The 26,396-nt window shown below is 45.9% G+C and carries 27 protein-coding genes; 5 read left to right on the plus strand and 22 right to left on the minus strand.

The genetic code is table 11. The annotated features are described in order from the left end of the window. Positions 1-132 precede the first annotated feature (132 nt). Positions 133-1,524 carry a UDP-N-acetylmuramoyl-tripeptide--D-alanyl-D-alanine ligase gene (locus FD47_RS03260; RefSeq protein WP_056980044.1) on the minus strand — a complete coding sequence of 464 codons (1,392 nt, stop codon included), beginning with the start codon at positions 1,522-1,524 and terminating at the stop codon, positions 133-135. Between the two features lie 77 nt (positions 1,525-1,601). Further along, the gene (locus tag FD47_RS03265) at positions 1,602-2,369 is read right to left on the minus strand and encodes a hypothetical protein (RefSeq protein ID WP_054733041.1); all 768 of its coding nucleotides are present in this window, start codon (positions 2,367-2,369) and stop codon (positions 1,602-1,604) included. A 149-nt stretch (positions 2,370-2,518) separates the two neighbouring features. Between FD47_RS03265 and FD47_RS03270 the strand changes: the two genes are divergently transcribed. Continuing rightward, positions 2,519-2,986 (plus strand): low molecular weight protein-tyrosine-phosphatase, encoded by a 468-nt coding sequence (locus FD47_RS03270; RefSeq protein WP_054733038.1) that lies wholly within the window; start codon positions 2,519-2,521, stop codon positions 2,984-2,986. On the opposite strand, the gene FD47_RS03275 is transcribed toward FD47_RS03270, so the two are convergent. Then, a complete protein-coding gene (locus FD47_RS03275) occupies positions 2,978-3,706 on the minus strand; it encodes a class A sortase (protein WP_054733035.1) in 729 nt (242 codons plus the stop codon). The genes FD47_RS03270 and FD47_RS03275 overlap by 9 nt on opposite strands. Positions 3,707-3,760: 54 nt before the next feature. Between FD47_RS03275 and FD47_RS03280 the strand changes: the two genes are divergently transcribed. Next, positions 3,761-4,978: a multidrug efflux MFS transporter gene (locus FD47_RS03280; protein ID WP_054733032.1), complete on the plus strand. Its 1,218-nt coding sequence runs from the start codon at positions 3,761-3,763 to the stop codon at positions 4,976-4,978. 307 nt (positions 4,979-5,285) lie between these two features. Here the strand turns inward: FD47_RS03280 and FD47_RS03285 are convergent, their stop codons facing one another. The 5 genes from FD47_RS03285 to FD47_RS03305 form a co-directional block, all read right to left on the minus strand. Next, the gene (locus FD47_RS03285) at positions 5,286-5,540 is read right to left on the minus strand and encodes a type B 50S ribosomal protein L31 (protein WP_008213303.1); all 255 of its coding nucleotides are present in this window, start codon (positions 5,538-5,540) and stop codon (positions 5,286-5,288) included. A gap of 102 nt (positions 5,541-5,642) precedes the next feature. Further along, a complete protein-coding gene (locus tag FD47_RS03290) occupies positions 5,643-6,929 on the minus strand; it encodes a UDP-N-acetylglucosamine 1-carboxyvinyltransferase (RefSeq protein WP_056980045.1) in 1,287 nt (428 codons plus the stop codon). A 331-nt stretch (positions 6,930-7,260) separates the two neighbouring features. Continuing rightward, positions 7,261-8,883, minus strand: a complete 1,623-nt coding sequence (locus FD47_RS03295) for a CTP synthase (RefSeq protein WP_008210657.1) — start codon at positions 8,881-8,883, stop codon at positions 7,261-7,263. 179 nt (positions 8,884-9,062) lie between these two features. Beyond that, on the minus strand, positions 9,063-9,695 hold the full coding sequence (gene rpoE / locus FD47_RS03300) for a DNA-directed RNA polymerase subunit delta (RefSeq protein ID WP_056980046.1): 633 nt from the start codon (positions 9,693-9,695) through the stop codon (positions 9,063-9,065). A 44-nt stretch (positions 9,696-9,739) separates the two neighbouring features. Then, entirely contained in the window at positions 9,740-10,174 is a 435-nt protein-coding gene (locus FD47_RS03305) for a YwiB family protein (RefSeq protein WP_040537485.1), read from the minus strand. A 218-nt stretch (positions 10,175-10,392) separates the two neighbouring features. Between FD47_RS03305 and FD47_RS03310 the strand changes: the two genes are divergently transcribed. From FD47_RS03310 to yidA, 3 genes are read left to right on the plus strand one after another with little or no spacing between them, the layout of a single operon-like run. Further along, the gene (locus tag FD47_RS03310) at positions 10,393-11,220 is read left to right on the plus strand and encodes a lipoate--protein ligase family protein (protein ID WP_054733024.1); all 828 of its coding nucleotides are present in this window, start codon (positions 10,393-10,395) and stop codon (positions 11,218-11,220) included. 19 nt (positions 11,221-11,239) lie between these two features. Beyond that, entirely contained in the window at positions 11,240-12,577 is a 1,338-nt protein-coding gene (locus FD47_RS03315) for an HD domain-containing protein (RefSeq protein WP_040537484.1), read from the plus strand. 15 nt (positions 12,578-12,592) lie between these two features. Further along, complete coding sequence (gene yidA / locus FD47_RS03320; RefSeq protein WP_054733012.1) at positions 12,593-13,408, plus strand: sugar-phosphatase; 816 nt, start codon at positions 12,593-12,595, stop codon at positions 13,406-13,408. An 85-nt stretch (positions 13,409-13,493) separates the two neighbouring features. Here the strand turns inward: yidA and FD47_RS03325 are convergent, their stop codons facing one another. From FD47_RS03325 to FD47_RS03390, 14 genes are all read right to left on the minus strand, one after another. After that, on the minus strand, positions 13,494-13,859 hold the full coding sequence (locus FD47_RS03325) for a DUF3899 domain-containing protein (RefSeq protein ID WP_054733009.1): 366 nt from the start codon (positions 13,857-13,859) through the stop codon (positions 13,494-13,496). Further along, positions 13,859-14,839 (minus strand): ribose-phosphate diphosphokinase, encoded by a 981-nt coding sequence (locus tag FD47_RS03330; RefSeq protein ID WP_054733007.1) that lies wholly within the window; start codon positions 14,837-14,839, stop codon positions 13,859-13,861. The genes FD47_RS03325 and FD47_RS03330 overlap by 1 nt, the downstream gene beginning before the upstream one ends. 62 nt (positions 14,840-14,901) lie before the next feature. Next, on the minus strand, positions 14,902-16,278 hold the full coding sequence (gene glmU, locus FD47_RS03335; RefSeq protein ID WP_008210646.1) for a bifunctional UDP-N-acetylglucosamine diphosphorylase/glucosamine-1-phosphate N-acetyltransferase GlmU: 1,377 nt from the start codon (positions 16,276-16,278) through the stop codon (positions 14,902-14,904). 26 nt (positions 16,279-16,304) lie between these two features. Beyond that, positions 16,305-17,123: a pur operon repressor gene (gene purR, locus FD47_RS03340; protein ID WP_171035034.1), complete on the minus strand. Its 819-nt coding sequence runs from the start codon at positions 17,121-17,123 to the stop codon at positions 16,305-16,307. A 107-nt stretch (positions 17,124-17,230) separates the two neighbouring features. Beyond that, entirely contained in the window at positions 17,231-18,034 is an 804-nt protein-coding gene (locus FD47_RS03345) for a metal ABC transporter permease (RefSeq protein ID WP_008210642.1), read from the minus strand. Beyond that, on the minus strand, positions 18,027-18,710 hold the full coding sequence (locus FD47_RS03350; protein ID WP_040537483.1) for a metal ABC transporter ATP-binding protein: 684 nt from the start codon (positions 18,708-18,710) through the stop codon (positions 18,027-18,029). The genes FD47_RS03345 and FD47_RS03350 overlap by 8 nt, the downstream gene beginning before the upstream one ends. 141 nt (positions 18,711-18,851) lie before the next feature. Then, positions 18,852-19,721 (minus strand): 4-(cytidine 5'-diphospho)-2-C-methyl-D-erythritol kinase, encoded by an 870-nt coding sequence (gene ispE / locus FD47_RS03355; RefSeq protein ID WP_054732999.1) that lies wholly within the window; start codon positions 19,719-19,721, stop codon positions 18,852-18,854. Between the two features lie 259 nt (positions 19,722-19,980). After that, positions 19,981-20,229, minus strand: coding sequence for a Veg family protein (locus FD47_RS03360; protein ID WP_008210635.1), 249 nt, complete (start codon positions 20,227-20,229; stop codon positions 19,981-19,983). Positions 20,230-20,331: 102 nt separating this feature from the next. After that, positions 20,332-21,219: a 16S rRNA (adenine(1518)-N(6)/adenine(1519)-N(6))-dimethyltransferase RsmA gene (gene rsmA, locus FD47_RS03365; RefSeq protein ID WP_169790557.1), complete on the minus strand. Its 888-nt coding sequence runs from the start codon at positions 21,217-21,219 to the stop codon at positions 20,332-20,334. Then, entirely contained in the window at positions 21,212-21,778 is a 567-nt protein-coding gene (gene rnmV, locus FD47_RS03370; RefSeq protein WP_008210630.1) for a ribonuclease M5, read from the minus strand. The genes rsmA and rnmV overlap by 8 nt, the downstream gene beginning before the upstream one ends. Then, complete coding sequence (locus tag FD47_RS03375; protein ID WP_056980047.1) at positions 21,779-22,552, minus strand: TatD family hydrolase; 774 nt, start codon at positions 22,550-22,552, stop codon at positions 21,779-21,781. It abuts the gene before it with no gap. A 91-nt stretch (positions 22,553-22,643) separates the two neighbouring features. After that, positions 22,644-24,671, minus strand: coding sequence for a methionine--tRNA ligase (gene metG / locus FD47_RS03380; protein WP_054732991.1), 2,028 nt, complete (start codon positions 24,669-24,671; stop codon positions 22,644-22,646). A 120-nt stretch (positions 24,672-24,791) separates the two neighbouring features. After that, positions 24,792-25,640 (minus strand): DUF72 domain-containing protein, encoded by an 849-nt coding sequence (locus FD47_RS03385; protein WP_054732986.1) that lies wholly within the window; start codon positions 25,638-25,640, stop codon positions 24,792-24,794. A 28-nt stretch (positions 25,641-25,668) separates the two neighbouring features. Beyond that, positions 25,669-26,385, minus strand: a complete 717-nt coding sequence (locus tag FD47_RS03390) for an NAD-dependent protein deacylase (protein ID WP_056980048.1) — start codon at positions 26,383-26,385, stop codon at positions 25,669-25,671. Positions 26,386-26,396: the final 11 nt, after the last annotated feature.

Here is a 26,396-nt window from a genome sequence, read left to right on the forward strand (position 1 = left end):
TCCGTTTTTCGTATTGCGTTAATTACTTGACTAAATTTCGATAGTATTGCAGTTCTTTTATTTTAATAAGACTTCTTAAAAAGTAACTTATTAAGTTTACATCGTTTGGATTCATTACGCAAGGAAAAATCGTTATTCACTTTTCGCCAGCATCTTTTTAACGACGTTTTCCAAATGAATTCCGTGACTGGCCTTGAGCATCACCTCGTCAGTGGATTGGATGTCTGCCTGTAAATCAGCCGTCAATTGATCCAGTTGATCCGCATGGTAATAATGGAGATTTTCAGGGGCAAAAACCGGCTTTAATTGCTGATAGAGAGCCTGCATATCTTCGCCAATCAAATACACCACTGAAATAACGGTTGGATCAATCGCCTGCTTCAAAGAAGCGTGCATCTCGGGGGATTTTTCACCCAATTCGAGCATATCACCTAAAACCGCAATTCGTCTACCATCAGTTTTCGTCCGGCTAAAAGCGTTGAGAACTTCCTTAGCCGCCGTCGGATTCGAATTGTAGACGTCGCTTAAGATTTTTTCACCACGGTTGCCAGTTAACCATTCAGTCCGGTTTTTCGTTACTTGAAAGTGGGCAAGTTTTTGAACAATCTCAAGTTGGGGAATTTGATAAATTTGCCCCACAGAAATTGCCGCCAAGGCATTATTGACGTTATAGTCGCCCATCATGGGAATCGTGATCGACTGGTCCGGCCAAATATTAGTCGTAAACCGGGTTTCAAACTGACCATCGCTGGTCGCCGTTGCATAAACGTCATTGGTATTTTTGCGGCCAAAAGTACGCTGGGCAAAATTAACCTGCTTGGCGCGCTCCGTTAACAACGGTTCGTCACCATCATAAATAAAGTAGCCATCTTCTTTGAGCCCGTGAGTGATTTCCATCTTTGCGTCGGCAATCTTATCGCGAGTGCCAAAGAATTCAATATGGGCTTCGCCAATCATGGTAATAATGGCAACATCTGGTTGAACCAATCGGGAGAGAAAGTCCAACTGGCCGGGACGGTCCATCCCCATTTCCACGACCAAAAATTCAGTGTTGGATTCCATTTGGAGAATTGTGTATGGCACGCCAATTTCGTTGTTAAAATTATCAAACGTTTTGGTCACATGAAATTCGTCACCCAAAATTGCGGCAATCATGTCCTTGGTCGTTGTCTTCCCGTTACTGCCAGTCACCGCAATGACCCGGGGGTTAATCTTGCTCAGGTAATAACGACTCAATTCCTGAAAGGCGGCCAACGGGTCAGCAACGACCACCGCGGGAATTGCCAGCGGCAGCCGGTTGGCATGGTCACTTGCCCATAGGGTTGCGGCCGCACCACCTTTGATGGCACTGTCAACAAAATCATGCCCGTCATGGGCCCCTTTCAGCGGAACAAATAACTGGCCAGGTTGAATTTTACGAGTATCAAAACAGACCCCGTTAACCTCAGTTTGTAACACGTCGTCGGTCTCATTATCGAGATCGGCATCGATTGCTTTGACAATTTCACCAATCGTCATCTTCATTTTAAAAACGCTCCAGTACTAAATTTAGTTTCTCCATTAAATTACGGCTATGAACCATTATAACAAAAATCAAACGGCTAAACACTTGCCGTTTGATCATTAAGGTCCAAATTCCATTCAGATTTTTGTAAATTATACGTCAAATCACCAATATAATCGGTATTTGTTTCAATTTCCCTCGTCTTTAAAATGATGGATACCTGGTCAGGATCCTTCAAAATTCGAAGCGGAACGTGGTAGGTCCGGTTGCGCTCCCGCAACGCGTCAAAGACGATAAACAAACCATCATTTGCGAGTGTAATCAACTTGATGAGCAGTTTATTATCAACATCCTTAATCGCAAGTGGCCGTAGGAAGACCCGCAAGGTATTGTGAGTTTCTCTTAAATTACGTTTTAATGCAATTTCTAAAACGTGATTAAAGTCTGAAAACCGGCGGTAATAGGTCCGCGTTGCCCCATCACTTAAATCAATGTATATATAGTGATTCAACAACTTTGAGGAAAACGGCCGCCCCATGGGAATTCCCATGTGCCCCAAGTATAGAAGTTCCGCGATTTCGTATGGGGACAGTCCGTTCACACTATCCTCATCGTTGAAGTCGATGAACTTTTTGGGGACGTTTGGAGACCGCAATAGATAACGGCGAATCTCCCCGGAACCGTTTACCAAGTTGAACTTGGAATGTGAATTGTAGCCATTGGCCACATCATCACTATTATCAAGTAAAATAATATTATCCGGCAATTCCTCCAGCCCGTTTATGTAATCGGCAGCCGTGATTCCGGACGACAAAATCATGTTTGTAATTGGATTTGTATTAAAAAATATGAAATTACCCTTCATCGTTCATTTCTCCATCTTATCTTCTCGGTTTTCATTGTACTCCGCTTTGGGCTATCTGTCTTGACTTATCTTAAATTGATATGTTTGCCCTTGAAGGTGATAATTGTTATCATTAAAGTTAATCTATTATTAATAATGAGGTCGTTGAAATGACAACAATTTTATTCGTATGCCTCGGAAACATTTGCCGCTCACCAATGGCAGAAGCGATGTTTAAAAAGATGGTTTCCAAAGCGCACTTACAACAACAGATCACCGTGGATTCAGCAGGAATCAGTGATGAAGAACAGGGCAATCCGCCCCACCCGGGTGCCCGGGCTGAAATGGACAAACACGGACTGGACTATTCAGGAATGGTCTCTCGTCCCATTACCCCGGCCGACTTCGAAAAAGCTGACCTGATTATCGGTATGGACGGCCAAAATATTGACTACCTTAAACAAATGGCTGGAAAGGCGAATCAAGCAAAGATCCGCCTGTGTTACGACATTGTGCCCGGAAAACAGGGAACCGACATCCCTGACCCTTGGTTTGACCATCAATTTGGTCGGACCTATCGACAGCTTTCCGAAACCCTGCCGTTGTGGTTGGATTACGTTAAATCAAATTTACGATAGATTATTGGCGGGCCGCAAAAAGGCTCGCTTTATTTTTGGCGTTGCGGCATTCAACCGGTATTGAGCAACCAACCGCCCCCGAATCATCAAGCGCCCCTTTCCAGTGGCGTCACACGTTACTAAAGTGACAATTGGGCGTTTAGTTTGATTAATAACGTCAACTCGGGTGGCCGCAATGAACGTTCGCCGGTAAACCCGGTATTGATAGACCCGCTTCATATCGGTGAGATAAATCTGCTGGCCCACTTTGGTTTTATAGTACAGCGGACCAAACAAAATCTTTGGGTTGACCATGTGATGACCGGCGAGGGGATAATTTCCGTGACCCATCCGCTGATCAGGTCGCATTGTCCCTGCCGCCAGCGCGAGCGTCTGATTGGCAACCCCCAGTCCAATTGGCAAGTGAATGCCGGATTGGGGGATCAAAATCTGGCCCGCTGGCTGAATTGTCCGGGTATTCATTCTGGCAGCAACGGCAGTCTGAAAATCCAACGACTTTACTTTTTTAAAGTTATAGCTCACCGGCTGGCGGCGATGGTGGTTAGTCGCATTCTTCACGTGCCGCTGCGCTTTAACAATGGCCTGGCGGGTAATCTTCGGCTTGTAGGAATCGATTACCGTGTTCTTGATTGGCCGGTTAAAAATCATCACGAGCGCCACAGCCAGTAGCAGCACAAAGATGCCATTATAAATTATTTTTTTCATGGTTGACTTTTTCATAACAACCTCCAAAATTCTGGTAAATCGCCCAACGGCAACGAGAGGAGTTTTTCTTTGGCAACTAATCGCTCACAACCCAACACGTGGCGTAAAAATCTATTAATTCTGTGGTTCGGAACTTTCATGGCTGGTATCGGGTTTAGTGAGGTCATGCCGTTTCTGTCCCTTTACGTCGATACAATGGGGCATTTCTCCCATGACGAATTAAGTCTATACAGCGGGCTGGCGTTTGCCGCAACCTACCTGGTCACTGCCTTGGCATCCCCGCTTTGGGGAAAGTTAGCCGATCGAACCGGCCGTAAATTAATGCTGGTGCGAGCCGCGGCTGGAATGGCGATTGTCTTCTTTCTGATGGGGCTGGCAATGAACGTTTGGCAGTTGATTGGCTTACGGCTGCTTCAGGGCGTTTTTTCGGGTTACATCAGCAACGCCAATGCCCTGATTGCAACGCAGGTCCCAAAAGAAAAAAGTGGCCAGGCACTTGGCACCCTAGTGACCGGAAATGTTTCTGGAACCTTACTTGGCCCACTAGTTGGTGGAATTCTTGCGTCTTTTTTCAGCTATCGCGTCACGTTTTTCATCACCGGGATGTTATTATTATCAGTTTTTATCCTAACGTTTTTCTTCGTTCACGAGGATTTTAAACCAGTTCAAAAGCAGCTGATGCTGAGCACCCGTGGCGTAATTAAGCGATTAACCAACTCCAAATTGGTTTTCGGCATGTTCGTCACCACGATGATTATTCAGGCAGCCAATAATTCAATCGCCCCCATTTTGGCCCTCTATGTCCGCCAAATTATGAATAACAGCCCGGCAACCACCTTCTTCAGTGGTCTGGTGGCTGCAGTACCGGGAATTGCCACCCTCGTAGCCGCACCGTTACTGGGAAAACTCGGCGATCGTATCGGAACCGACCGGATTATCATTATCGGGTTTGTCCTCGCAATTGTTGTCTACGTTCCAATGGCCTTTGTGACCAACGTCTGGGAATTAATCGGACTGCGCTTCCTGATTGGAATTGCGAACGCGTCAATGTTACCTGCTGTTCAAGCAATCCTAGCTAAAAACACCCCCTATGAAGTGACTGGCCGCATCTTTAGCTGGAATCAGTCGTTTCAGGCATTGGGAAACGTTGCTGGCCCAATGATTGGTTCGGTTGTTGCATCGCAATTTGACTATGCTGGGGTCTTCATTTCGACAGCAATATTAGTCCTTTTGAATCTAATCTTAGTTTATAACAATACAAAAGTAATGAGAAGAAATCACGCTTAGAAGTGCTTCAGCCAGGTAATGCCCATCGACACGCACGTTAATGGCATATGCCCATTGCTGGCAACTCATGCATAAAGCCTCGTAAAATCAGTGCACCCACTGGTCTAACGAGGCTTTTTTAGCCGATTGCGGCCGTCTTCGGAAAAATCATGACCAGCACCAATTAGCGCCAGTCCCGCTTATAAGAGGACCCGTAATTGTTGTCACGATTCTTTCAATCACGTTTCCAAGTGATCGGGGCGATTCCCTTCACCAAAAAACCACTGTTAACAAAAAAAGCGAGGCACCAAGTGTCTCGCAATTAGAACTAGTCATTATTTTTGAAGCCGTATTTCTTGTTGAAACGATCAACGGCACCATCGGCCTGAGTAAACTTCTGCTTACCCGTGTAGAATGGGTGAGAATCTGATGAAATTTCAACACGAATCAATGGATAAGTGTTGCCATCTTCCCATTCAATCGTTTCGTCAGAAGTCTTAGTTGAGCCTGACAAAAACTTAAAGCCAGTACTTGAATCTTGAAATACAACTTGGTGGTAATCTGGATGAATTCCTTTTTTCATTATATATCGCTCCTTTGCCCTGGGCCAATGTGATGGCTCAGAGATTATCGATTAGTCAACCATATTAGTTTAACACACTTCATGATTGGCGACAATAAAATTTCAAACCTTTTCTTCGTCTTCAACGGTAAGCTTAATATCGGCTCCTAATCCGGTTAATTTGTCGACCAAATTCCCGTATCCACGAAGAATATTCTCGGCATGGGAAATTTCGGTGGTACCCTTAGCCATTAACCCCGCAATTAATAGGGACGCACCGGCGCGAATTTCGCCGGCATCCACCTTTGCCCCGACAAGTTTGGGTGAGGGATCAACCACGATAATGCCTTCATCGGTATCCTTAGACTTAACGCGGCCGCCAAGCTTGGCGAGCTGAGAGATGTGCTTAATCCGCTGGGGATAAATAGTGTCAATAATGATGCTTTCGCCGGTTGCTGTAAATAGCAGCGGCGTAATGGGCTGTTGCAGATCCGTCGCAAATCCCGGATATGGCATCACCTTAATCCGGATTGGCTTGAGATTATGGGATGGGCCCACGTAGACGCTATCTTCATAAACCGTCAGGTCACAGCCCATTTCTTCGAGCTTTGCAACAAACGATTCCAAATGTTCAGGAATAATGTTGGTGATGAGAACGCCATCGCCCATTGCAGCGGCCAGAGATAAGTATGTGCCAGCTTCAATTCGATCAGGAATGATGGTGTGCGTGTTCTTGGCCTGCAATGTTGGCACACCTTCAATTCGAATCACGTCGGTACCGGCACCACGAATATTTGCCCCCATATTGTTCAGGAAAGTCGCAATGTCAATGATCTCCGGTTCCTTGGCAGCATTGCCAATCACCGTCGTTCCAGGAACCTTAACGGATGCCAGAATTGTGTTGATCGTTGCCCCAACAGAAACGATGTCTAAGAAGATTTGGGCACCATGAAGGCCATCCGGGCCGGTTTGAATGGTAACCGTGCCGTCCTTTTCACTGACTTCGGCTCCCAGGGCTTTAAACGCCTTGATATGCTGATCAATCGGGCGAGGCCCAATATTATCACCGCCAGGAAAACTCACCACCGCCCGTTGAAAACGACCAAGAAGGGCGCCCATAAAGTAATACGACGCCCGCAAGCTCTTGATGGCTTTGCTGGGAAGCGGTGCCTCCACAATGTTAGTCGGATCAATTGTGAGCACATCCCCGCTAAAGGTGGATGAGACGTTCATCGATTTTAGAATAAGCATTAAATTGTGGACATCAAGAATATCAGGAACTGAATCAAATCTGACCGGGGTATCTGCTAGGATGGCAGCCGGGATCAGCGCCACGGTACTGTTTTTAGCGCCGCCGATCGATACTTCGCCAGATAGGCGGTTCCCGCCATTTATTATTAATTTACTCATCGAAACTTTCCTCACTTTTTCCATTCGAACATTTTTCATGTCATGGAACATATTATAGAAAATGTGTGTAAAATACAATACCCCTAGTTGAATTATGCAAATTGTAATACTCCTACCAAGGCTCTGGCTAAACACTATCAATAATAGTGTACCATGTTTTAGATGCAGACGGGCCGGACAATAGAATTTCAAAGTGGATCCAGCCGTGCTGGTTGCGGCTTCATGAATCGGAAAATCGCCTGAGGGCCGCTTCTTTACTTGAATATAAAAAAGTGGGATTGCGGTCAAATTCATCTTTGCCGCAACCCCACTTCGTTTAATTTTATATCATTTATTCCTGGTCGTTTTTTTCAAGATACTGATTATTTGCAGCGGCAACGAATGCCTTAAATAACCCTTCCGGACGGTTTGGCCGTGAGATAAATTCTGGATGGTATTGAGAACCCACAAAGAACTTGTTAGCTGGAATTTCAACCACTTCAACCAGATGATTGTCCGGTGAAGTTCCTGAGATCACCATGCCATGTTCTTCCATGGCTTTCCGGTACGCATTGTTGAATTCATAACGATGACGGTGCCGTTCTGAAATGACGTCGGCATCGTCATATGCGGCAGCCGCAACGCTCCCGGGCTTCAGCTTGCAAGGATAAGCGCCCAAACGCTGGGTGCCGCCCATATCATGAACATCTTCCTGATCGGCCATCAAGTCAATCACGTTGTGTTCAGTCCGTGGATTCATCTCAGTTGAGTTGGCGTCCTTATCACCGAGGACATCCCGGGCAAACTCAACGCAGGCCATCTGCATACCAAGGCAAACCCCAAGGTATGGGACGTCCTTTTCACGGGCATAGCGAATCGCCGTGATCATCCCTTCGATTCCCCGATCACCAAAACCACCAGGGACAATAATCCCGTCAGCAGGAGCTAACAGCTCGTCAACGTTTTCCGGGGTGATCTTTTCAGAATCCAACATTTCCAAATCAATGTCAGCGTCCACCACGTAACCAGCATGCTTTAATGCTTCTGCAACTGAAATGTAGGCATCGTGAAGGCCAACGTATTTACCAACCAGCGTGATATGAATCGTGCGCTTCAAATGTTGGACGTGATGTTCAAGTTCCTTCCACTCTTCCATATCAGCGGCGGGTTTAGTGATTCCAAAGTGATCAAGAATCTGTTGGTCCATCCCCTGCTTCTGCAAATTCAGTGGAATCGTGTAGAGGGTTGGGACATCCAAAGATTCAACAACGGCTTGGGGTTTCACATCACAGAAAAGTGAAATTTTCTTCCGCATTGAATCGGTAATTGGCTTTTCAGAACGAACAACCAATAAGTTTGGTTGAATCCCCAAGCTTCTCAATTCCTTAACACTGTGCTGAGTTGGTTTGGTCTTCATTTCGTGAGCGGCGTGCAAATATGGTACCAACGTTGTGTGAATGTAGAACGTGTTCTCATCACCAACTTCGGTCTTCATCTGCCGAATTGCTTCCAAAAATGGCAGTGATTCAATATCACCAACGGTTCCGCCAATTTCGGTAATCACAATTTCGGCATCGGAAACCTTTGCGGCCCGCATAATTTTTTCCTTAATCATTCCCGTAATATGAGGAATAACCTGAACGGTTGCGCCTAAATAATCACCATGACGTTCCTTTTTAAGAACCTCATCATAAATTTTCCCGGTTGTCACGTTAGAATATTTATTAAGATTATTATCGATGAAACGTTCATAATGGCCAAGGTCAAGATCGGTTTCAGTGCCGTCGTTGGTAACGAACACCTCACCATGTTGGTATGGATTCATGGTACCTGGATCCACGTTGATATACGGATCAAACTTTTGGATTGTGACATTTAATCCTCTGTTTTTTAACAATCTACCCAGGGATGCGGCAACGATGCCTTTACCCAGAGATGAAACAACGCCACCAGTGACAAATATATATTTGGTCATTATATAATCCTCTCCTCTTAGTGTTTGCCGGGGAATGAAAAAACAAAAAATTCCCTATCCACGTGAATAGGGAACCATTTATCATCGTTCAGATGTCCTTGATTTCTCAAGGAGCCCAAAAAACATGATACATACATTAAACGAATTAGTCAAGAATAATTACTAACTCATCGATTCAATTATTTTTTAGAATTAAATTCGTCATCGTCATCATCGTCGTCATTAAGCGAATCATCGTCATCGTCCAACTCATTCAACTGGCCTTCGATCCCATCAGGTAAATCGGAATCGTCAGCATCATCAGTGTTGTCATCGATGTCTTGAAGGTCTTTGTTGTACTTGCCAAGATCTTCTGATTCGCTATCATCATCGTCATCGTCTGAATCAGTATCATCGGTGTCGAAATCGTCGTCATCTTCAGGATCGTCATCGTCGTAATCGATCACATCATCATCGTCAGATGCGTCAGCTAAAAAGGCGTTAACCTTCTTCCGCTTTTTGCGCTTCGGTCGATCCTCATCTTCATCTTCGGCATGAACAGTTGCTTCGTCGATTGATTCGTAAGGGTACCATGTTCGTAAGCCCCAAAGATTATCACCAAGTGAAATAAAGCTACCGTCAACGTTTAAATCAGTGTAGAATTGCGACAAGCGATCACGTATTTCTTTGTTACTATCGCCTAAATAATTTTGTACCGCGTTGGCTAAATCCGCGAACGGCATCGTGTCGCCCCGCTTAGCTAAGATCGCGTGGGCAACTTCAATCATCGATAGTTCATTTTTGTTTTGGCCTTTAAAGACTTCTAATTCCAAACTGGTACACGTCCTTTCAACAGTCTAAAAACTACTATACCCGATTAAATTGTAAATTGCAATCGAATATTATACTTACCCAATAAATCACTGCCGGCATATAACAAATAATCAATATTAATATTGCCACGCAGAGGCTGATTAAGGATCTCCATATCAAGTGAAGACGTCACCGTTTGAATTTCCAACGGTCCATATGGTGTTCGATAACGGGTTGCCACCCGTTTGCCCGCAGAAAACAATAGCTGCAGTCGATTCTCGGCTGACCGGGTAAGGCGAATGTCGCCATTGGCCATTATTTTGATTGTGACCGGCACCTGACCGTCATCAGTGTCTTCGCTATAACGAATATAGATTGACGAGCCCACTCTGACCAATTGACCGGTCACGTCGAACACGAAATTCGACTGTTCACCGTTTTGAACCATGTTGGTTTCCAAATGAATTTGGACGGGCACGCCAGTTGCTAAATTATCCATCATGCACCTTCTCTCAAAACTTCTTGTACTAACCAACCATTATATATCCAACCGCCAATTTGTGCATCCTATTTACCCTCAATTTTACGCTGGCCGCCATCGATAATCAATCATTCACCAATTCCAGACCGCCTCAAAATTCGGTTGGAAACTGCCGCGGGAGCTTGGGTTCTGTTATAATTAATTGTATTGTTTATTTAGCAGAACGGGGGATTTTCATGGCTTTTACAACTAATCCAATCACGGTCATTTCACAACGGTACGCGCCATCCCAAAAGCTCGACAGCTTTGCGGATACCAACGCCCTTCTGGAATACTGCGACCGCTATTGTCGGCCGTTCATCCACTTTTGGACCACTGAATCACCAACACTCATCCTGGGCATCAATGATCGTCACTTACCGAATCTGCCCGCCGCCCTTCACAGTTTACGGTCTCATCAATATGACCACTTTTTACGAAATTCCGGCGGCCTTGCAGTGATCAGTGATCCCGGTATTTTAAACATCTCACTGTTCATTCCCGATCCCAACCAGGAATATAGTGTCGATTCAGCTTACGAAATGATTGCTAATTTAATGAAGCAAACCTTTCCAACGCTAACAATTGCCACTTACGAAATCGTTAATTCGTACTGTCCTGGAAAATTTGATCTGAGCGTTAACGGTCAAAAAATCGCTGGCATTGCCCAACGGAGAACTCGCAACGCCATTGTTTTGATGCTCTACCTCAGCGTCAATGGCGACCAGAATGCCAGAAGCCGAACAGTTGCGGACTTTTACACTGCCGGAAACGCCTATTCTCAAGATCGTTGGCACTTCCCAGAGGTTGATCCAGGGGTGATGACAACGGTTGCGGATCTCGGATTCCCAGAAATCACAAATTCGGCCGTCGAAGAAAAATTTTTGACAAGCGTCAGTCGGCAGGACATCTCCTTGGATATGGACGGTCAAGCCCAGTTGGCTCGTTCTGAATCCTTTAAATCCCTGTTTCAACAACAATTACGCAAAATTCAGCTTAGAAACGATCAGTTACCAACAATTTAAATCAATGGAGGCTTACCTGTTGGATTACGCACATCAACAGCTCAAGCGGGAAAAGGTCTTTCGCGATCCCGTTCACAATTATGTATACGTTAATTATCAAGTGATTTTAGATTTAATTAATACCACGGAATTTCAGCGGTTGCGCCGGGTTCATCAACTCGGGACAACTTCCCTAATTTTTCATGGGGCCGAACATTCACGCTTCGGCCATTCCCTTGGGGTTTACGAAATTGCCAGACGGATCGTTGAATCATTTGAAAAAAACTTTCCGTCCACTACCAAGGGAGACGGGCTTTGGGATTCTTCCCAGGATTTAGTGGTCCTGTGCGCGGCTTTACTCCATGACATCGGTCACGGGGCGTATTCCCACACCTTTGAACACATTTTTGGCACCAATCACGAACAAATCACCCAAGAAATTATCACTTCCGATAAAACCGAAATCAATCAGGTATTAAGACGCGTCAGTCCCGACTTCCCTCAAGAAGTTGCCAGTGTCATTAATAAGACCTACCCCAATCGGCAAGTCGTTGAAATGATCTCTAGTCAACTGGATGCTGACAGGATGGATTATCTGCTGCGCGACGCTTACAATACTGGCGTCAAGTACGGAACCTTTGATCTGGCCCGTATCTTGGAAGTAATGCGCCCCTATAAGGGTCACATCTGCTTTGAGATGAGTGGCATGCACGCCGTTGAAGACTACATCGTCAGTCGTTTCCAAATGTATCAGCAAGTTTATTTTCACCCGGTTTCCCGGGCAATGGAAGTTGTGTTAAACCGGCTGCTTTCCCGAGCCACCTACATCTTTAGCGATCACACCCAAAACGGGCCGTCAACTCCCTATATGCTGTTGCCATTTTTGAGAGGCGACTTCGATCTGGACGACTATCTCCAACTCGACGATGGGGTTCTTAACACCTACTTTATCCATTGGAAACGATATCCAGACGACATTTTGAGCAACTTAGCGACCCGCTTTATCGACAGAAAGCCTTTCAAATCGGTTCGATTTGATCAATCAACGAAGCGTCAGCTGCCGCAGTTACGTAAAATCATCGAGCAATCCGGATTTAATCCCAAATACTACACCGCAACCGATAACAGCTTTGACCTGCCCTATGACGCTTACCGTCCGGGTAAAAAACAAATTGAATTACTTCAAGACGACGGCTCGCTGGTGGATCTTTCCACCGTCAGCCCCATCGTCAGTGCCATTTCAGACAAGCAAACCGGTGACAACCGCTTCTTCTTCCCACGGGAAGTTCTTCAACCCCAAGAAAATGTTGATCTTTTTGAACCTGAATATGATGAGTTTAAACGTCACATTCGCAATGGCAAATTAACAAACCCATAAAGGAGAAAATCACGCATGGCTATCAAACTAATTGCAATTGACATCGACGGCACCCTACTAAATGAGCATAACCAGCTGGCAAAAGCAACGATTACCGCCATTTCAAAGGCTCGTCAGACCGGCATCAAAGTCGTCCTCTGTACTGGACGGCCCCTAAGTGGGGTTCAACCCTACCTGGATCAATTAAACATCTCCGGAGCTGACGAGTACGCCATCACTTTTAACGGGGCAATGGCCCAAAATTTGGACGGAAAGGTCATCGCCCACCAAACCCTCACGTACGATGATTTTTTGCAGACCGAAATGATCGCCAGAAAACTTGGGGTTCATTACCAATTTGAAACAATGGACGCCATTTACGCGTTTAATCGCGACCTGAGTCCGTACAGTATCGGCGAAAGTTACTTGGTGCGCCTGCCCATTAAGTTCCGATCGCCAGAAGAAATCCCATCTGATCTGGTCATTTCAAAGGCAATGCTGGTTGACTTTCCAAAGCTGATTTCGAAAGCCAACACAAATTTCCCGCAAGCGCTCCGTGATCAACTGTACGTCGTTCAAAGCGAGCCGTTCTTTATTGAAATGATGAATAAAAACGCCAATAAGGGAAACGCCCTCCGTGATCTAGCAGCGGACTTGGGGTTGAAAGCCGAAAATGTCATGGCCATTGGTGACCAGGGAAACGATCTCACGATGATCAAATATTCTGGATTTGGCGTCGCAATGGGTAACGGCATCGATGCCGTTAAAACCGCGGCAAAGGAAATCACCAAAACAAACGCAGAAGACGGCGTCGCTTACGCCATTAATCATTGGGTTCTGCAAGCGGATTAATTAAATCAGCCCGTTGAACAGTTGGTTAAAGGGCCTTGGAATGGCAATCACCATTTCAAGGCCCTTTCTCATAATCAAATTGATGTTAGATACTGGTCAAAACAATTCCCAGAACGATTAAAAACAACCCCACAAGCAAGCAAAAGTGGGCGTACTTATTGACCGTAATTGGCCGATTCTTAATCGACGCCACGTCCTTGGCAGCGGGATGCTTAGGGTCGTTTTCGGCTTCCAAATCGGTCTTCTTGCGGACCGAAAAACGCCAGCCGGTAAACAGATGGCCGGAACCCACGATAAAGATTGAAGCCAAAACCAACAGGAACAGGCCAGCAAGAAAGTCAAGATTCCCCACTGCCATTAGCGGCATTCTTAACCCAACAAAGATCAGGTTAATCATAATGATCAATCCAATCCCAGTTGCCACCGGATATCGCTTAACAACGGCCTTCATTAGTCATTTTCACCACGAAATCGGTTATTAAACAGTGGGCTAACTGGTTTGTTTTCGTTAATCCGCTTAATGGCATCACCAATCAGAGGGCCGACTGAAACCTGCTGGATTTTATCAATGTGTTTGTCCTCCGGCAACTGAATTGTGTCAGTGACCACTAACTGCTTAATTGGTGATTTGGCAATTCGTTCAATCGCTGGACCAGACAAGACCGGATGGGTACAGCAAGCATAGACCTCTTTGGCGCCAGCATCAATCAGTGCCTGAGCACCGAGCGTAATGGTGCCCGCGGTATCGATCATGTCATCAATCATCAAGCAGCGTTTACCAGATACGTCGCCAATGATGTTCATGATCTCGGCAACGTTGGCCTTTGGCCGCCGCTTATCAATAATTGCAATTGGGGCCTTTAAAAATTCAGCCAATGCCCGAGCCCGCGAAACACCCCCGTGATCAGGTGAAACAACCACGTCAGTTGACCCGAATCCTTCTTTAATGAAGTGATCGGCCAATAACGGGGCGCCCATCAAATGGTCGACGGGAATATCAAAGAACCCTTGAATCTGGGCAGCGTGTAAATCAAGCGTAACAACCCGATCCGCACCATCCTTTTGGAGCATGTTGGCCACAAGCTTTGCGGTAATTGGTTCCCGCGAACGGGCTTTGCGATCCTGACGAGCGTAGCCATAGTAAGGAATCACAACGTTAATGGTCCCCGCACTGGCCCGCCGAAGCGCGTCAATCATGATTAACAGTTCCATGAGGTTATCGTTAACGGGTGACGATGTGGACTGGATGATAAAAATGTTGTCGCCACGAATACTTTCCTCGATATTAATGCGAATTTCACCATCACTAAAACGATCAACAGAAGTCTTCCCAAGGGCAACGCCGACAGTCTGAGCAATCTTTTCAGCCAGCGGCCGATTAGAATTCAGTGCAAAGATTTTCAGTTTAGAATCAAAATATTGCCGAGCCATATGATCCTCCAATTGTTATTTTATATCTTAATTATACAATGTTTTCGATTGAAAAATGACCATTAATCCTTCTGATATGGTAATTTCTTGAAATAACCCGGTTTATTGGTTTGACGAGACCGCGCAATGGCCATGTCATATTGATTGACTTGGCGGTTAATGGTTGATCCGGCGGCAATAAATGAGTGATCAGCAACTTGAAGCGGTGCAATCAGGTTGGAATTACTGCCGACAAAGGAATCATCACCAACGACCGTCTCATGCTTCTTGGCACCGTCGTAGTTCACAAATACGACCCCACAGCCAACGTTAATGTTCTTACCCAGCTTGGCGTTACCAACATAGGTCAAATGACCGACCTTTGTTCCGGCGCCAATTGATGCCTTTTTAACCTCAACAAAGTTGCCAAGGTGGACGTGCTCACCAATCACCGCGTTTGGCCGCAGATGACTGTTGGGCCCAATATCAGAATAATCGGCCATTTCGGATTCTTCAATCAGTGAGGACGTGACGGTAACGTGGTCATGAATGGTTGAATCGCGAATTTCCGAATTCGCGCCGATGTAACAATCACTGCCAATCGTGGTGGTTCCCTTTAATTGAACACCGGGTTCAAGAATCGTATCTGAGCCGATTTTAACGTCAGCATCAATGTAAGTTCGTTCCGGGTCAATCATTGAAATGCCATCCATCATGTGCTGGCGATTAATTCTTGCCTGCATAATTTTAGTCGCTCGTGCAAGGGCAACCCGGTCGTTAACGCCCATCGATTCATCAAAGTCAGCCATTTTGTAAGCTGCAATGGTCTCGCCCTCGGATTTCAAGACCTCAATGACGTCGGTTAGGTAATACTCGCCCTGGGCGTTCTGATTGTTAATTTGATGCAGTGCTTGAAAAAGGGCCTGATTATCAAATACATAAACGCCGGTATTAATCTCGTGGATTGCCTGCTCTTCTTTCGTGGCGTCCTTTTGTTCAACAATTTTTTCAACAATTCCTAAATCATTGCGAACAATTCGACCATAGCCAGTTGGATCAGGCGCGTTGGACGTCAGGATAGTTGCCTTAGCCTTCTTATTTCGGTGATAGGTGAATAAATTTTCGAAAGTGTGCGCGGTTAAGAGCGGGGTATCACCACTAACGACCATCGTCATCCCATCAAGGTTTCCCAGCAATTTTTCAGCCTGCAGGACCGCGTGTCCGGTTCCCAGCTGCTTTTCCTGAACCGCATACTGGGTTCGGTTCCCAATATTGTTGCGAACCGCATCGGCACCAAAGCCCACAATGGTAATAATGTTATCCATATCGGCCTTTTCAACCTGCGTCAACACGTGATCAACCATCGTTTTACCGCAAAGCCGGTGAAGAACCTTATATAGTTTGGATTTCATCCGCGTACCCTTGCCAGCGGCTAATATGATCGTATTTTTTGTTGCCATTCTAAACTCTCCTCAGTAAAAACAAGTTAATTAAAGATTTTTTCCAAATAGTTTCCCGGCTTGGAAATAACCGTGTCATTTTCAGCGTCCACCCGCATTAAGGACGTATAATCCTTAACTGCTCGGCCGCCAGGCGCAGTGCTTTCAGCAACCACCCCAACGCCGATTAAATTCGCGTCAAATTCGTCAACCATAGACATCATGCCGCCAATGGTGCCGCCACCGCGCATATAGTCATCCACGATCAGAACGTTTGAGTCGGGTTTTAAGCTTCGTTTTGACAAAGACATTTTTTCAATCCGTGTCGAAGAGCCAGAAACATAGTTGACGTTAACGGTTGATCCCTCAGTGATTTCGGTGTCATGGCGAACAATGACGAATGGCACGTTTAAAAAGTCGGCGACGCTCTGGGCGATCGGTACGCCCTTTGTCGCGATTGTCATGACAGCGTCAACGTCTTGATTTAAATACTGGGTCGCAAAGATCCGGCCAATTTGACGCAGCGTTGCTGGATTACCAAGCAAATCGGACATATAGACGTATCCTCCCGGCAGATACCGGGTATTTGATGACATCTGGTTAATCAGCGTTTCCACCACCTGGTTAGCCTCTTCTTTCAAGATGTAAGGCAAAAAGCGGGTTCCCCCGGCTGCTCCTGGAATGGTTTCCAGCAGCCCAGTCCCCCGCGCTTGGAATGTTCGTTTTAATATCGTTAAATCTTCGCTAATTGATGACTTTGCAGAATCATACCGTTCCGCAAAAAATGTTAAGGGCACTAGCGTATGCGGGCGCTCCAACAAATATCTGGTCATATCGATCAGTCGATCACTTCTTCGTACTTTCAATTCTCCCACCTCTGGTTTATGCATTATCTATTTGATTTTATCATAAATGTTCGGATTTTGGGGAATTTTACGAAAATCACATCAATTTCTTAGGATTTATTGGCCGATTACTCGGTTTGACTCCGTAAATAATTATACCCTAATGACAGCGCGTAAATCGCGGCCTCAATGGTGGCGATAAAGAATGTCACCGGCCAGTTGGTCACATACCCCAAGTAAAGGCCAAACCAAACCCCAAACAGGGCAAACCCAATTCCCAGCCCCATCATTTTAATGACGGTGTGCGTGAAATACTTGGCGCTGGCAGCTGGCAGCGTCAGCAACACAAAGATCAGCAGTGAGCCGACAATTTGGGCGGCAACACTGACACTAAAGGCCAAAATGATCAGAAAAATAATTGAAATTGTGGCACTGTGCACATGGTTGGTTTGTGCGCCGACCGGATCAAACGAATCATCCTTGAGATTTCGAAATATCACTAACAGAATTAACAGCACAATGACTGACAAAATCACCATTTGCAACACATCTTGGCGGCTGATACCAATGACGCTGCCGAACAATATATTTGTCGCGTAACTGGAATTCTTATTTGAAAGTGATAGAAATAAAATCCCCAACCCAATAAAGAAGCCAGAAATTGCACTAATCACGGCTTCCCGTCTGGATTGAACCCGTCCGCTTAATTTACCAACCAAAATTGAACTAATTGTGGTAAACGTCAGCATACCATTTAACGGCGTCCAGCCAACAAAAATGCCAAATGCCGCACCAGCGAAGCCAATTTCAGACAACGAGTGGGTCATAAAGGGCATGTTTCTGGCAATGACAAAAACACCCATGATTCCACTAACGATGGCAATTAATGTTCCCGCCAAGTAAGCATTTTGCATGAATTCAAAACTAAACATACAAGCCCTCCTCTGCCCCTTCTGGTAGATCCTGGATTTTGCCAGTTTCATAGTGATCTTTCTGTAACCACAGATAGTGCTTAGGGTACTCGCGAATCAATTGCATGTCGTGGGAAACAAACAAAATTGTCAATCCTAACTGATTGTTCAGTCTCAGCACCACGTCCAATAACTCCTTTTTCGTGCTGGGATCCAGGCTAGCGGTTGATTCATCCAGAATCAACAGGTCTGGATGGTTAATCAGGGCTTGGGCCAAATAGGCCTTTTGTTTCTCACCGCCTGAGGCCAATCCCAGCGGTCGATCGGCAATTTCGGTAAGGCCGACACTTTTCATCACTTCATTAACCCGGTTTTTTTCCTTACCAGAGAGCCACGGAAGTTTCAAGCCAGTGAAGCTAAGCCCAATAAAATCGCGAATTGATAAGGGATACTCAACGTCAATATTTCGAAATTGGGGAACGTAGCCAATTTTAAGCCCCGGCGCCAAACGAATGTGGCCGCCAGAGGGCCGCAGCTGTTTCAAGATCAATCGAACAAGGGTGGTCTTTCCGACCCCGTTTTCACCAATAACGCCTAAGAAATCACCCCGGTGAAGCTGGAAGCTTAGATCTGATAGGACCTGGTGATTCGGAAAGCTCAACGATAAGTTTTCACAAGAGATTAAAATATCACTCAAAACTGCTACCTCCAAAATGTAAAAAGTAATTATTACTATTATACCTTAAATGAGTCCGGATTTGATTGCAATCCAAAACAAAAGAAAAAGAATTGCTTAAACAAAATTTAGAGTTTTTAAGCAATTCAGTGTTTAATTTGCCTATGATTGATGAATCCGTTCACAAGCGACCTGCGTCAGGTACACCTCATTGCAGAAGCCTGACAGACTGTTATATACCCGTTTTGCCCGCGATTCGGTGCGACAAATGCCAAAAACGGTGGGCCCGCTCCCACTCATTTGTGACCCGTCACAGCCGTACTTCAACAACCGCTGCTTTAGGGTCAAAATCTGAGGATGCTCGGCCATTGAAATTGCCTCGAGCGCATTACCTAAGTTTGTCACAATTTTCGTGTAATCCTGTTCGGCAATTCCCCTTAATAGTTCGTCGGTGCGCGGGTGACTGATTGGCGTTTTCAAAAGTTTTCGCAGCACCCGGGGCGTCGAAACGCTGACGTTGGGCTTAGCCAGCACAAACCACATTTTCGGCAATTTTTGCAGCGGGGTAATCACCTCACCCCGGCCACTTACCAACGCCGTGTCGCCATAAATACAATATGGCACGTCAGAATCCACGGCAAGGCCCATCTTCGCCAGCTGGTCCAACGAGAGATGAGTTTCGAAAATATCATTGAGCGCCCGAAAAACCGCGGCCGCGTCTGATGAACCGCCACCCAATCCGGCAGCCACCGGAATATGCTTCTCGATTGAGATTACAAGCCCGGTGTCAATCCCCGTTTTTTCCAAAAAGATTTCAGCGGCTTTATACGCTAAATTGCGGCTATCCCCTGGTAAAAAACCACTGTCAGAAGTCACCTTGATGGTGTTTGACGAATTGGTTTCAATCTGCACAAAGTCGCTAAGGCCAATTGACGTCATCACCATCCGCCATTCAATCGTGCCATCAGAGTGGGTAAAGGGCGCGTCCAAACTCAGATTTAGTTTTGCAGGTGCTCGGACAATCAGTTTCACTCTAAACCCCTCTTCCACCGCTGCTTCTTATCAAAGTAAGCGGCCGGGCAATGCCAACAGCCCATTTTGCTGTGAAGCCCGCTGATATTTTCGAAACGTCACTTTCGTTCAAGATAAATTAATAACAAAATTATACTAAATAATTACCCAATTGTCAGGTGTTGGTGAATAATCACCAAAAAAATAAAAAAGGGCCTAGAAAAAAAGGCCAAACGCAACTTCAAATTGCATCCGTCCCCCTAGACAATCGGTATTCACATTAATCGACTTGCTCGTCATCAAAATTCACTGCAATATTCTTCGTTAAAATATCCGTATAACTGTACGAAACCCGCTCGAAACTGGATTTACCGGGATCAAGCTCCACAATGAAAACAGCTGGGAATGTTTCCCTCAAAATTCCGTGCCGTTTGGTCGTTTTACGACGACCAATTTGAGAAGTAACAAGAACATGCTGACCAATATGATCGTCCATCCTGTGTTTGATCACAGACAAAGTAATTGGCATGCGTCTCACCTCACGATAAGGCATTATACCATAAAAGTAATAAAACCGCAAATTATATCACAAATCACTTTATCTGACAACCAAAAATTGGTCTTTTATCAACTAAATTAAGTCACCTTCATGAAACGCATTAGTAAGGGCAACGAACTGGTCAACGCGCAGTTGTTCCGGTCGATTTGCCGCCCGAATCCCTAATTGATCCAGCGTTGTTTGGATTTGTTCCTTCACGTCAGCGTCCTTACCAAAAATCCCCAGCAAATTATTCCAAAGTGTCTTACGCTGATGCATGAAACATCCCCGAACAAAGCCAACAAATTTTTTGCGATCAAATGGTTCAACGCCCATATTCTTCTTCGGGGTTAACTTTACGATAGCAGAATCGACCTTTGGCTGGGGAATAAAAGCCGTTTTGGGAACGGTAAACGCAATGTCAACGTTATTTTGCTGCTGAACAATCACTGAGAGTGATCCGTATGGCTTGGTTCCGGGTTTTGCATCCAGTCGATCGGCCACTTCCTTTTGCATCATCACAACAATCGCAACAAACGCCACCGGATTAGCCAATAAGTCCATCACAATTGGCGTTGTAATGTAGTACGGTAAATTCGCAACTACCTTGAGGGGATGGCTAGCCTTGAATTTTGATTCGACGATTTCCGGCAAATTCGCCTTTAAAATATCCTGATTCACAATCTCAACATTGTCGTACGGCGCCAGCGTTTCGGCCAACACCGGTAACAGGTTTTGGTCAATTTCAAATCCCAACACCCGGTTGGCAGCCTTCGCCAATTGCTCGGTCAACCCGCCGATCCCCGGGCCGATTTCAATCACATTGTCATTTCTGGTAAGGTCAGCGGCTTCAACAATCTTTTTTAAGATATTTAAATCCGTCAAAAAATTCTGGCCAAGGCTCTTTTTCGCCGATAAATGGTACCGGTTTAAAATTGCCTGAGTCCGAGTCGGTGACGCGATTTCTGGATAATCATTCATGATCAACATCTCCATCAATTTTCTTTACAGCAGCTTGAAACTGATCCTTGGTGATGCCAAACATCCGCAACCGGTGCTGAAGCTGCTTGCCATTCACATAACCAATTCCTAATAATTCTCCCAATTGCTCGCGCCGCCGCTTCGCATCTGGATTTCCCATTAGACCGTTTTCCATCAGGGTGTCGCGACTAATTAATTCTTCGGCATCATCATCTTCAGTATAGACGTGGCGAAGAGCCTCTTGAATTGCGGCAACACTCGCATGCTCGACGCCCAGTGACCCCTCGGAACGTCTTGGGACCCCCTGCTTCTTGGTGATAAAGGCGTGCTTGGCATTGGGAACTTCTGCCGAAATTGCCTTGCGAATTTTCTCACCAGAAAAATCGGGATCGGTGAACACGATAATTCCCCGAGTTTTTGCTAATTGCTTGATGAGCGTCATGGTTTCTTCGGGAATCGCCGACCCCCTAGTTTCAATGGTGTCAGCATCAACCGCTCTTAAAAGCTGTTTGGTGTCGTCCTTACCTTCAACGACGATCACTTCTTTAATCTTTTTCATTTAATCCTCAATTCCAAATAATTTCAGGGCGTTGCGATAGGTATTGGCCGCAATCACGTCCGGATTCACATCACAAAACCGCGCCAGCGCCTCAACCGTGTAAAGCGTATAAGCGGGTTCGTTCTGCCTGCCGCGCAAGGGTTCGGGTGCCAAATACGGGGCATCAGTTTCCACCAGCATGCTGTCAAACGGCGTGTTGACAACGGCCTCATGGACTTCCTTAGTCTTCTTAAATGACGCAACCCCGCTGTAGGATACCAGCATGCCCAAGTCCAAAAACTTTTTTAACCACTCACTGTCACCGTTAAAACTGTGCATCACGCCACGAATGTCGCGAACATCCATGTCTTTTAAAATCGCGTAGGTGTCCTCAAACGCGTCCCGATTATGAACCGATATCGGTAGGTGTAACTGCTTGGCAATATCAATCTGCTTGGCAAACACGCGCTTTTGAACTGCCCGCGGTGACGTTGTCTGATGGTAATCCAGACCAATTTCTCCGAGCGCAATCACCTTTGGCCGCTGGAGCTGCTCAATTAGTAATGCTTCTTGGTCATCATGAAAATGAATCGAATCTTCTGGATGCCAGCCAATAATTGAGTACATATTATCATACTGGGCAGCCAGCGCTAACGAGCGGTCGTTCAACACCTGATTGGAGCCAACGTTAGCTAGCTTAACGACGCCCAGCTGTTTGGCGTGGCGGTTATAGTGATCGGCTTCAGGGTAGAGGTGATCATCATTTAAATGTGTGTGTGAATCAAAAATTTTCATTCGTGTTTTCCTCACTGTCAGTCACCCCGGATAACAAAAAACGGACTGGATTCTTCTCACTTGAAAAATGAGAAATTCAGCCCATTGATTGCTATTCCAAAGTTAATCCGTTTTCCAAATGTGAATCGACTGTGACCAATTCAACCCGGCCGTCCTTGTGCTCAACGGACAGCAGCATGCCTTGGCTGACCTGACCGCGCATCTTTCTGGGCTTCAGATTGGAAACGATGATCACTTTTTTGCCGACAAGGTCTTGATGATTTGGATACCATTTGGCGATTCCGGACAGAATCTGCCGGTCACCATCATCCCCAGCATCCAACCGGAACTGAAGTAGTTTATCGGCGCCCTCAACCTTTTGAACGTCCAGAACTTCGGCCACCTTTAATTCAATCTTTTCAAACGCTTCAAAGCGAACCGGCTTTTTCGTCAATTTCAAGTTGGTCTCTTCGGGATCAAAATTCTTCTCAGCAGCGGCCTTCATTGCTGAACGGCCCTTTGCTTTGGTGTTAACGGTCATTTTATTCTTGATAAAGTTAACTTCTTCTTCAACGTCGACCCGTGGAAAAATTGGGGTTCCCTTGGCGACCGTTTTGGCGCCAGCCGGCAGGTCCGCGATGTCAAGATGCTTAATATCAATCGGTTCATCCAAGCCCAACTGGGCAAATATTTCCTTTGGCGCGTGGGTCATAACCGGACTAATCAATTCGGCAATCACCCGCAAACTAGCTGCTAAATGGGCCATGACGGCGGCAAGCTTTTGCTTATCCTCGGGGTTCTTTGCGAGAACCCATGGCTCGGTCTGATCAATGTACTTGTTACTTTGAGCCACCAACTTCCAAACGGCAGATAAAGCGTCTGAAAAGTGCAAACTGTCCATGGCTGATTTAAATTCACTCACCGCTGTGGCGGCAGTCTCTTCCAACGCCGCATCAAACTCCGTGACACCGGCTTGATAAGTTGGAATAACGCCATCTTCATACTTGTTAATCATCGATACGGTTCGATTCAACAAGTTGCCAAGATCATTGGCCAAGTCAAAGTTAACCCGGTCAACAAAGTCTTCCGGAGTAAAAATCCCATCGTTGGCGTAAGGCATTGCCCGCAGCAAATAGTACCGCAATGCGTCCAACCCATAACGGTCCATCAGCGTTTCCGGATAAATCACGTTGCCCTTTGATTTGGACATCTTACCGTTCTTCATGAGCAGCCAACCGTGCCCGTAAACCGTTTTCGGCAATGGCAATCCCAACGCGTGCAAAATAATTGGCCAATAAATCGTGTGGAACCGGACAATTTCCTTACCAACCATCTGAACGTTGGCCGGCCAGTACTTCTTAAAGTTACTGTTATCCTGACCATCATAGCCCAGGGCGGTGATATAGTTGGTCAGCGCATCGATCCAAACATACACCACGTGCTTGGGATCCGACTTAACCGGCACCCCCCAATGAAAGGTTGTCCGGGATACCGCCAAGTCTTCCAGCCCGGGTTCAATAAAGTTCTTGATCATTTCATTCATGCGGGTTGCCGGCTGAATGAAATCAGGATGATCCTTATAGTATTGAAGCAGCCAGTCGGCATACTTACTCATTTTGAAAAAGTAGGATTGTTCATGAACCAATTGAACCTCGTGGCCGCTGGGAGCCTTACCGCCGATAACCTTCCCGTTATCGTCACGATAGACTTCGGCAAGCTGACTTTCGGTGAAGTACTCTTCATCAGAAACTGAGTACCAGCCAGTGTACTCGCCGAGATAGATGTCTCCTTGATCCTGCAATTGTTGAAAAATATCAGCAACGGCTTTCTCATGGTAATCATCCGTCGTGCGAATAAACTTGGTATTGGAAATTTCCAATTTTTTCCAGAGTGCTTTAATCCCGGTTGCCATCTTGTCAACGTAGGCTTGGGGCGTCATTTTAAGCTGTTCGGCCTTCTGTTCAATTTTGAGGCCGTGTTCGTCAGTTCCCGTCAAAAAGAAGACGTCGTAGCCCATCGCACGCTTGTACCGGGCGACGGCATCACAGGCAATTGTCGTGTAGGAATTACCAATATGTAATCTTCCTGAGGGATAATAAATAGGTGTTGTGATATAAAATGTTGGTTTACTTTCTGCCATGAAAGTACCTCTTTTCCAATCGAATTCATCAATGATGATTGATAATAATACGTCAAGTATAGCAAATAATAGCACGCGACAAAACTGTTATTTTGCCGGAACCGTTATTTACCAACCATCTTAAAATAAGTCAAGCTGCAGGGGGGAAAGATCATTAAATGACAGCCCCAGCAGTTTTTGCAGCTCCAAAGCGTTGTCAGCCGCATCCCGACCGGCATTATTATTGAAGATCACGCAAACTTCCCGACTGCTCTTTTGCAGATTTAAAACCGTTTCTTTAAAACTAACCAGTTCATCGTGGGAGTAGCGATATAGGGTTCGCTTCCCCCGCCAATCCCCCGTCGTGTCGGTCCACCCCTTAACGTTTCGGCCATGCAGTCGGAGCATACACAAATCCGGATTCGTCGCAATTGGCTCAAACGGCACGCCCATGTTGGTGGTATGCGGTTCGTCGACGACCACCATTCCCAGACCCAATTCCTTGAGAAAACCGGCCACGTCACGGGTAATCTCCTTGCCATACCACGAAGGATTGCGAAACTCAATGGCAACCGGATACCCGGCCATCAAGAGACTGATCCGTCGAAGGTATTCGATCGTCGCCACCTTTCTTGCAAAATACGGTGGAAATTGAAACAGGACCGCTTTCAACTGGCCGGCAGCCATAAGCGGGGAAACGGCCCGCTTATATTCATTGAACACCGCCAGCCGTTGTTCGTTTCCGACCGGATCCCCGCTTCCCTGATCGTGCATGGTCATGACCTGGTTGGCTTTCAGGATGAACTGGAAACCGTCAGGAACCTGCTGCTGCCAATGGGTAATCACGTCAACCTTAGGCACCGCATAGAAGGGCGTATCAAGTTCGACAACCGGGAAATGGGCGCTGTACTCGGTCAGCCGCACTTTTCGTTTGGCGTGATCGATCAATGCCGGATGCTCTGAAAACGTCGTTAATCCAATTGTAATCACCCTGCTGCCCCCTGACATCATCGGTTGTCTAAGCGTTAACCTTAAGATCCTTAAAGAAGTCAACCGCATTTTCTTTAATCATTGTAAACGGAAATGAGAAGCTAAGCTGTTCTTCGTTAACTGCTAATACCTTCGCGTTTGCTGATCGATAGTCAATTAAGCCGGCAAACGGATAAACCCGCATTGACGTGCCAACAATCACGATCAAATCAGCATCCGAAACGGCTTTAACGCTTTGTGAAATGGCGCTTGGATTGAGCCCTTCACCATACAGCACAATGTCCGGACGCAGTACGCCACCGCAATTACGATGATACATACTCTTCAAATACTCCCGGTAATCCACCTTTTTCCGGCACTTCTGGCAATATACGTTGTATAAGTTCCCGTGAAATTCAACCAGATTTTTGGTGTTGGCCTTTCGGTACAAACTGTCAATATTTTGCGTCACAACCATCGCATCCCGCTTTTGGGTAAACTCAGCCTGACGCTCATGAATGACGTTTGGCTTGGCATCCGGATAATACATATTCGACTTTTCGTATTCATAAAATACTTTCGGCTCATCGTGCAGGCAGTCAGTACTCAAATAGTATTCAGCCGGTTTGTCGGTTTTATCATTGGTATACAAACCGTTTTTCGACCGGTAATCCGGAATCCCGGAAGCTGTTGAAACCCCGGCTCCCGTTAGAAAGACAATCTTTTTGGCATCATCAAATTGTTCCTGAATCTTTGAATCAATCATTTGTCAGCCAC

Origin of the sequence: Lentilactobacillus parafarraginis DSM 18390 = JCM 14109 (genome assembly GCF_001435895.1) — a bacterium.
In the GTDB taxonomy this organism is placed as follows: domain Bacteria; phylum Bacillota; class Bacilli; order Lactobacillales; family Lactobacillaceae; genus Lentilactobacillus; species Lentilactobacillus parafarraginis.